Genomic DNA, 7,352 nt, shown 5'->3' with positions numbered 1-7,352 from the left:
ACGGTCAGCGTCTCGCGCGTGTCGGTCGCCATGACCACATCGATCAGCCGGTCCACCGCCGGGCTTTTCAGCCCCGCAAGGTTGAAGACCGAAATGTCCGCCGTGGCCGAGCCGTAATACTGCTTCAACTCGGGCCCCGAGAAATAGGACGAGCGCAGGTTGTCGGTCACGATGTCGAAATCGTATTGCGGGTTGCGGGTCCGGGCCTCGTACTGGGCCGAGTCGATGTCCTCCAGCCGGGCGTCCACGCCGAGCGCGATCAGATTCTCGACGAAGGGGGTGATGATCCGGTCGAACTGCGGGCTGTCGTTCAGGAACTCCAGCGTCAGGACCTTGCCTTCGGCGTTGCGCCGCTTGCCATCCTCGCCCACGGTCCAGCCGGCCTCGTCCAGCAGGGCGCTTGCGGCGCGGAGGTTCCTGCGGTCGAGCTGCCGCTCGCCGCTGGTCGGGGCCATCACCGCCTCGTCCGTCAGGATGCTGGCGGGCAGGAGGCCCTCGTCCACCAGCGGCTGCAGGATCGCGACCTCCTCGGGCGAGGGGGTGCCGGTGGCGGCCATCTCGGTGTTTTCCCAGACCGAGTTGATCCGGCTGTAAAGCCCGTAGAACAGCGTCTGGTTCGACCATTCGAAGTTGAACATCAGCGCGATCGCCTGCCGCACCTTCGGATCCTGCCAGGTCTCGCGCCGGAGGTTGAAGACGAAACCCTGGCCGTTGGCCTTGGCGCCGCTGGGCAGGGTGTCCTTCTTCACATGGCCCTTGGCAACGGCCGGGAAGTTGTAGGATTCCGCCCAGGATTTCGAGGAATTCTCGATGCGGAAGCGGTAGATCCCGGCCTTGAACCCCTCGAATGCGGCGTTGCCGTCGGCGAAATATTCATAGCGCAGCGTGTCGAAGTTGTTCTGCCCGACGTTGATCGGCAGGTCCTTGCCCCAGTAATCGGGATTGCGGCGGTAGGTGATGGTCCGGCCGATGTCCATCCTGTCGAACATGTAGGCCCCGGTCCCCAGATGCGGGACGATCGAGGTTTCTTCCAGGTCCAGCTTGTTCTTCTCGAAATAGGCGCGCGAGAAGATCGGCAGGCCGCCCACGGCCTCGGGCAGGTCGCGGGTCGCAATGCCCTTGCGGAAGGTGAACTTCACCCGGTGCGGGTCCAGCACCTCCACCGTCTCGACCTGATCGTTCAGGACGGTGCGAAAGTCGCTGAGCCCCTTGTCGCGGAAGGTCTCGAAGGAAAAAAGCACGTCATCGGCGGTCAGCGGCGTGCCGTCCGAGAACCTAACCTCGGGCCGCAGGTTGAAGATCACCCAGGAGCGGTCCTCGGGATATTCCAGCGTGGTGCACATCAGGCAGTAGCTGGCCCCGATCTCGTCGGCGGTGCCGGTCAGGATCGATTCCATCATCATGGTCGAGCCGATGGCCCCCACGCCCTTGACCGAGAACGGGTTCAGGCTGTCGAAGCTGCCCTGCATCCATTGCGAAAGCTCGCCCCCCTTGGGCGCGTCGGGATTGACATAGGGCAGATGCGCGAAGTCGGCCGGAAGCTTCAGGTCGCCGAAGGTGGAGATTCCGTGCGAGGTGATCACCGTCTCGGCCCGCGCCGCCAGCGCCGTGGCCGCCAGCGCCAGGATCAGCGCGCCCGTCGCCGCCAGCCCGCCGGTCCCCATGCGAGCCGCCCCTGCCCGCGCCACCGCCTTCCGCATCGGCACCCCTCCCCCTGGGTCAACTTTTCCTATTCATCGGCGCTCTTGCCCGCTTTGTCGAGCCGACACCCCGCGCATTTGCGTGAACGGCGGCAGGCTTCAGATCCCCAGCACGTCCATCATGTCATACTGGCCGGGCTTCCGCCCCTGCCCCCAGACCGCCGCCTTCAGCGCGCCCCGGGCAAAGATCGCCCGGTCGGTCGCCAGATGGCGCAGGACCACCCGCTCGCCCTCGGTGGCGAAGATCACGTCATGCTCGCCGACCACGTCGCCGCCCCGGATCGCGGAAAAGCCGATGCTGCCGCGTTCGCGCGCGCCGGTGATGCCGTCGCGGCCCGAGACGCGCGCATCCTCCAGCCGGAGGCCACGCCCCTCGGCCGCCGCCGCACCCAGCATCAGCGCGGTGCCCGAGGGGGCGTCGACCTTCATCCGGTGATGCGCCTCGACGATCTCGATGTCCCAGTCGGCATCCAGCGCCGCCGCGACCTTCTGCGTCAGGCGGACCAGCAGGTTGACGCCCAGCGACATGTTCCCCGCCCGCACGATCACCGCATGGCGGCTGGCGGCCTCGATCTTCGCCAGATGCGCAGGCTCCAGCCCGGTGGTGCCGATCACATGGCAGGCCCGGGCCTGCGCCGCCAGCGCCGCAAATTCCACCGTCGCCGCCGGAGCGGTGAAATCCACCACGGCCTGCGCGCGGGAAAAGGCCTCCAGCGCGTCATCGGTCACCTTGACACCGATGGCCGCGCCGCCCATCGCCTCGCCGACATCGCGGCCGATCCAGGGATGGCCCGCGCGCTCGACGCAACCCACCAGCCGCAGCCGGTCGCTGCCCTGCGCCAGCCGGATCAGCGTCTGCCCCATCCGCCCCGACGCGCCGGTCACCACCAGGCCAGGAAGATCACCCATGCCGCACCCCCTTGCTTTCCCCCTCCCTAGCCGCTTCCCGCAGGGCTGAGAAGCCCGGCGTTGCAGGACGCCCGGAAAGGGCCTAAACGGGCGCAATGTCCAAGCGCACCCATACCGGCACCGGCCCCTCGCAACGCCAGCTGCGCGTCGGCGAACTGATCCGGCGCACCCTGAGCGACGTCCTGAACCGGGCCGAGATCCACGACCCCGAACTGAACGCCATGTCGATCACCGTGGGCGAGGTCTCGTGCTCGCCCGACCTCAAGGTGGCGACGGTCTATGTCATGCCGCTGATGGGATCGGTCCCGGTAGAGGAGGCCATCGCGGCCCTGGCGCGCAACAAGGCGGAACTGCGCCACCGCGTCGCGCAGGAGATGACGCTGAAATACGCCCCCGACCTGCGCTTCCGCCCGGACGAGACCTTCGACCGGCTGGACGAGACGCGGCGGCTGTTCTCGGACCCCAGCGTCCAGCGCGACATCGGGACGCCGGACGAGGAGGAGTGATGCTGCGCCTTGCGCTTGCCTTCCTGCTGATGCCGCTTGCCGCCAGTGCCGCCACCTGCCGCGATGCCAGCTTCGAGGGTGCCTCCTATACCCTGTGCGAGGTGACGCTGGCCGACGATCTGCGCCTGTTCCATTCCGGCGCGGAAGGCCCCTACGGCAGCTTCCGCGCGGTGAACGAGGCGCTGGAGGCCGAGGGCAGGACGCTGGGCTTTGCGATGAACGCAGGCATGTATCACCGCGACCTTGCGCCGGTGGGCCTCTATGTCGAGGAAGGCAGCGAGGCCGCGCGCCTTGTCACCCGCGCCGGCCCCGGCAACTTCGGCCTGCTTCCGAACGGGGTCTTCTGCTGGGGCGAGCGGTTTCGCGTGATCGAAAGCCGCGCCTACAAGGCCGAGGCCCCCGCCTGCCGCTTCGCCACCCAGTCCGGCCCGATGCTGGTGATCGACGGCGCCTTGCATCCGAAGTTCCTGCCCGCCAGCGACAGCACCTATGTCCGCAACGGCGTGGGCGTCAGCGCCGACGGCAGCCGCGCGGTCTTTGCGATTTCCAACGACGCCGTGAACTTCCACGCTTTCGCCCGGCTGTTCCGCGACGAGTTGGGGCTGGAGGACGCGCTGTATTTCGACGGCAACGTCTCGCGGCTTTACGCACCCGAGCTTGGCCGCCATGACGGCGGCTTTCCGATGGGGCCGATCGTCGGCACCGTGGTTCCGAAAGGCTGATCAGGATGGGCCGCACGAAGAAGGGCCGCGCCGTCAGCGGCTGGCTGGTGGTGGACAAGCCGGCCGGAGTGACCTCGACCGCAGTGGTGAACAAGGTGAAATGGGCGCTGTCGGCGCAGAAGGCGGGCCATGCGGGCACGTTGGACCCGGATGCGACCGGCGTGCTGGCGGTGGCCCTGGGCGAGGCGACGAAGACCATTCCTTTCATCACCGACGCGCTGAAGTGCTACCGCTTCCGGGTTAGGTTCGGCGCGGCGACCGATACCGACGATGCCTCGGGGGCGGTGATCGCGTCCAGCGACCGGCGCCCGACCGACGCGCAGATCGAGGCGGCGCTGACGCGGTTCCGGGGGCAGATCGAACAGGTCCCGCCGCAGTATTCCGCCGTGAAGGTCGAGGGCGAGCGCGCCTATGACCTCGCGCGCGAGGGTGAGGCGCTGGACCTTGCCGCCCGGCCGCTCTGGGTCGAGCGTCTGGCCCTGCTCGGCCGCCCGGATCCGGACCACGTCGACCTGGAGATGATCTGCGGCAAGGGCGGTTATGTGCGGTCCATCGCCCGCGACCTCGGGGCGACGCTGGGCTGCCTCGGGCATGTGCAATGGTTGCGCCGGGAATGGTCGGGGCCGTTCCGGGCGGAGGACGGCCTGTCGCTGGAGGTGATCGACGCGGAAGCGAAGACCGAGGCGCTGGATGCCCGCCTGTTGCCGCTGGAACTGGGCCTGCAGGACCTGCCCGAACTTCCCGCAACCCCCGAGGGCGCGGTGCGGCTGCGCAACGGCAACCCGGGCCAGGTGATCGGCCACGTCGACTGGGGCACGGAAGCCTGGGCCAGCCTGGATGGGCGGGCGGTGGCGGTGGGGCACTACCGGGGGGGAGAGTTGCACCCCAGCCGGGTGTTCAATCGCTAACTCTCTACAATTAAAATAAAATTTCGCTTGCTCTTTTCGGAAATACTCCACGGGGAGCGCGAGGGGTGTGAAACCCCTCGCTCCAACCGTCGGGCCGGGAGCAACGCCGAAACAGAAAAGCCCCGCGTCGCCGCAGGGCCTTTCCGTAACCTTGGACCTGACAGATCAGGCCAGCGCGGCCTTGGCCTGGCCGGCGATGGCGTTGAACGCCTCCGGCTCGTGCACGGCCAGGTCGGCGAGGACCTTGCGGTCGACCTCGATCCCGGCTTTCGCCAGGCCGTTGATCAGGCGCGAATAGGTCATCTCGGCGTCGAACAGGCGGACGGCGGCGTTGATCCGCTGGATCCACAGCGCGCGGAACGACCGCTTGCGCGCCTTGCGGTCGCGGGTCGCGTACTGGTTGGCCTTGTCGACCGCCTGGGTGGCGGTGCGGAAGTTGGTGGAACGGGCGGCATAGTAGCCGGCCGCCTGCTTGATCACCTTGCGGTGACGGGCATGGGTGACCTTGCCGGATTTGACGCGGGACATATCTGGCTCTCCTTAGCGGTCGTAGGGCATGTATTTCTTGACGATCTTCGCGTCGCTGTCGCACAGGATCATCGCTCCCGATGCGTCGCGGACGAATTTCGTCGTGCGCTTGATCATGCCGTGGCGCTTGCCGGCGGGGCCGGCCTTCACACGACCGGAGGCCGTGAAGCTGAAGCGCTTCTTCGCCGCCGACTTGGTCTTCATCTTGGGCATTTCCATCTCCGTGGTTTCAGGCACGACTCGGCATGCCACGTTGGCCGGCCGTGCGGGTAATGAAGCCGTTCCTATAGGGGCAGGCCCGGAAAGGTGCAAGGGGCCGCGTTCAGTTGACCGCGCGCATCACCACGTTCAGCATCACCGTCGGGATCTCCTCGAAGCGATAGCCCGTCGGGCGGTACATCACCGCCGTCAGGATCATCGACATCGCCGCCAGCAGGATCAGCGCCCCGACCCGGGGCGGCCGACCCTCGACAAATGCGGCCAAAAGCGAGGGGATGGTCAGCACGGCCAGGACGATGCCCAGTGTCAAAACCAGATCGGTATCCATGGCCCCCTCGACACCAACTGACGCAGGGGAAGGTTACTCCGGGTCCACGCTTGAAATCAATCGCTCGTCGCAGGGGGCAACGCGCAGGATGTTGGTCGTGCCCTTCACGTTGAAGGGCACCCCGGCGGTGACGACGATCTGGTCCTCGTCGGTGGCGAAGCCTTCGGTCCGGGCAGCCCGCACCGCCGCCAGCACCGCGCCCTTGAAGCGTTCCTGCGGCTGGGTGATCACGCAATGCGCGCCCCAGGTCAGGGCCAGGCGGCGCGCGGTGGACATCAGCGGCGTCAGCGCGATGATCGGCACATGCGGCCGTTCGCGCGCGACCAGCGAGGCGGTATTGCCGGTCTGGCTGAAACAGCAGATCGCCTTGATATTGGTGGCTTCCGCGATCTCGCGCGCGGCGGCCACGATCCCGTCCGCGACCGATTCCCGCCGCACGACGCGGCTGGCCTCGATCACCGAGCGGTAGGTCGGATCCTTCTCGACGCTCATCGCGACGTCGCTCATCGTGCGCACGGCCTCGACCGGATATTTCCCGGCCGCCGATTCCGCCGAAAGCATCACCGCATCCGCGCCCTCGTAGATCGCGGTGGCGACGTCCGAGACCTCGGCCCGGGTCGGGACCGGCGATTCGATCATCGATTCCAGCATCTGCGTCGCCACGATCACCGGCTTGGCCGCCGCCCGCGCCCGGCGCACCAGCCGCTTCTGGATCGGCGGCACCGAGGTCACCGGCAGTTCCACCCCGAGATCGCCGCGCGCCACCATGATCCCGTCCGACACCTGCAGGATGGCATCGTAGGCATTGACCGCCGCCGGCTTCTCGATCTTCGACAGCACCGCCGCGCGGCCCTTGACCAGGCTGCGCGCCTCGATCACGTCCTCGGGGCGCTGCACGAAGGAGAGCGCGATCCAGTCGACGCCCAGTCCGCAGACGAATTCCAGGTCGCCCCGGTCCTTTTCCGACAGCGCCGCCAGCGGCAGCACCACGTCGGGGACGTTCACGCCCTTGCGGTTGGAGATGGTGCCGCCGACCTCGACGGTGCAATCGGCGAAATCCTTGCCGCAGGCGTTGACGCGCAGGCGGATCTTGCCGTCGTTGACCAGAAGCGAGGTCCCGGCCTCGAGCGCGGCGAAGATTTCGGGATGCGGCAGGTTCACGCGGGTCGCATCGCCGGGGGCGGTCGACAGGTCCATGCGGAAGCCCGCGCCCTCGGCCAGGTCCTCGGCCCCGTTGGCGAAGACCCCGACGCGCAGCTTCGGCCCCTGCAGGTCGGCCAGGATGCCGATCGGGCGGCCGAGGTCCTTTTCCACCTTGCGGATGATCTCGTGCCGCTGGCGGATGTCGTCATGCGCCCCGTGGCTCATGTTCAGGCGGAATACGTCGGCCCCTGCCTCGAACAGGGCGCGGATCATCTCGTGGCTGCTGGACGCGGGGCCAAGGGTGGCCACAATCTTCACGTTGCGGTGGCGGCGCATCGCCATCCTCCTGCTGGTCATTACGGTTCGTGTGGGCCGGGTGCCTTATGGCC

At 67.7% G+C, this 7,352-nt stretch carries 9 protein-coding genes; 3 read left to right on the top strand and 6 right to left on the bottom strand.

Annotation, left to right across the window (positions count from 1 at the left end; translation table 11 throughout):
* Together ACE3UA_RS14680 and dapB are read right to left on the bottom strand one after the other, a co-directional pair.
* Positions 1 to 1,700 (bottom strand): extracellular solute-binding protein (locus ACE3UA_RS14680; protein ID WP_374646383.1); only part of this gene is annotated, 1,700 nt, incomplete at its 3' end.
* A 99-nt stretch (positions 1,701 to 1,799) separates the two neighbouring features.
* Entirely contained in the window at positions 1,800 to 2,609 is an 810-nt protein-coding gene (gene dapB / locus ACE3UA_RS14675) for a 4-hydroxy-tetrahydrodipicolinate reductase (RefSeq protein ID WP_374646381.1), read from the bottom strand.
* 95 nt (positions 2,610 to 2,704) lie between these two features.
* On the opposite strand from dapB, the gene rbfA reads away from it, so the two are divergent.
* The 3 genes from rbfA to truB are packed head-to-tail and all read left to right on the top strand — an operon-like array spanning position 2,705 to position 4,745.
* On the top strand, positions 2,705 to 3,115 hold the full coding sequence (rbfA, locus tag ACE3UA_RS14670) for a 30S ribosome-binding factor RbfA (RefSeq protein WP_374646379.1): 411 nt from the start codon (positions 2,705 to 2,707) through the stop codon (positions 3,113 to 3,115).
* Positions 3,115 to 3,837 (top strand): phosphodiester glycosidase family protein, encoded by a 723-nt coding sequence (locus tag ACE3UA_RS14665; protein WP_374646377.1) that lies wholly within the window; start codon positions 3,115 to 3,117, stop codon positions 3,835 to 3,837. The genes rbfA and ACE3UA_RS14665 overlap by 1 nt, the downstream gene beginning before the upstream one ends.
* Before the next feature lie 5 nt (positions 3,838 to 3,842).
* Complete coding sequence (gene truB / locus ACE3UA_RS14660; RefSeq protein WP_374646375.1) at positions 3,843 to 4,745, top strand: tRNA pseudouridine(55) synthase TruB; 903 nt, start codon at positions 3,843 to 3,845, stop codon at positions 4,743 to 4,745.
* A 165-nt stretch (positions 4,746 to 4,910) separates the two neighbouring features.
* Here truB and rplT read toward each other — a convergent pair whose 3' ends face one another.
* The 4 genes from rplT to pyk all read right to left on the bottom strand — a co-directional run bounded on the left by rplT (position 4,911) and on the right by pyk (position 7,299).
* A complete protein-coding gene (rplT, locus tag ACE3UA_RS14655; protein ID WP_197642513.1) occupies positions 4,911 to 5,273 on the bottom strand; it encodes a 50S ribosomal protein L20 in 363 nt (120 codons plus the stop codon).
* 12 nt (positions 5,274 to 5,285) lie between these two features.
* Positions 5,286 to 5,486, bottom strand: coding sequence for a 50S ribosomal protein L35 (rpmI, locus tag ACE3UA_RS14650; protein WP_103259124.1), 201 nt, complete (start codon positions 5,484 to 5,486; stop codon positions 5,286 to 5,288).
* A gap of 109 nt (positions 5,487 to 5,595) precedes the next feature.
* Positions 5,596 to 5,820, bottom strand: coding sequence for a hypothetical protein (locus tag ACE3UA_RS14645; protein ID WP_197642511.1), 225 nt, complete (start codon positions 5,818 to 5,820; stop codon positions 5,596 to 5,598).
* Between the two features lie 33 nt (positions 5,821 to 5,853).
* Complete coding sequence (gene pyk / locus ACE3UA_RS14640) at positions 5,854 to 7,299, bottom strand: pyruvate kinase (protein WP_374646372.1); 1,446 nt, start codon at positions 7,297 to 7,299, stop codon at positions 5,854 to 5,856.
* Positions 7,300 to 7,352 lie beyond the last annotated feature (53 nt).

This window comes from Tabrizicola sp. (assembly GCF_041919135.1).
Classification (GTDB): domain Bacteria; phylum Pseudomonadota; class Alphaproteobacteria; order Rhodobacterales; family Rhodobacteraceae; genus Tabrizicola.
The sequence above is the reverse complement of the archived record's forward strand: the minus strand, read 5'-3'. Positions and strand labels throughout refer to the sequence as shown.